General features: G+C 57.1%; 1 protein-coding gene. It reads left to right on the forward strand.

Annotated features, from left to right (window positions below; translation table 11 throughout):
• Nucleotides 1–513 (forward strand): transposase (locus AC1RQF_RS33440; protein ID WP_492874420.1); only part of this gene is annotated, 513 nt, incomplete at its 5' end.
• Nucleotides 514–667 lie beyond the last annotated feature (154 nt).

A 667-nucleotide genomic window follows, 5' to 3' on the forward strand; every position in this document is an offset into this window, starting at 1 on the left:
GACGCAGGCATTGCCGCCATTCTGCCGAAGGTTACGACATCCAGCGCGAAGGCTGATGGCCGCTTTGATCGGGCCGACTTTATTTACATTGCCCGGGATGACGAATATCTATGCCCGGCCGGGCAACGTGCGATCTATCGCTTTACTGGCCTCGAACATGGCATGTATCTACGTCGTTACTGGAGTAGCGCCTGTATCGGCTGCGCCATGAAACCACAATGCACGCCAAGCAATTACCGGCGGATCACGCGCTGGGAGCACGAATCAGTGCTGGAAGCTGCGCAGCGAAGACTGGACCGAATGCCGAATGCGATGACGGTGCGAAGGCGGACAGTTGAGCATGTGTTCGGGACGTTCAAACACTGGATGGGCTACACGCACTTCCTGACTCGCCGGTTTGCCAACGTGAGCACCGAAATGAGTTTGCATGTACTGGCATACAACCTCAAACGCGTCATAGCGATACTCGGGTTCTCGAAAACCATGAAGGCGATGCGGCTGGTGGGTGCGTGAAGCACTCCAGGGTGCGCTTACATTGCCGAGGGACCACAGCAACTCAGCACTGAAGCTATGGCGACACTCCTCGTTCACCTGAAGGCTGCGAAAATGCGGCACGGGATCTGCTCCCGCCGACGCTGAGTTACGTGTTTCCACACAGCCTCGACCC

Source organism: Burkholderia sp. GW821-FHT14F03 (genome assembly GCF_058803765.1).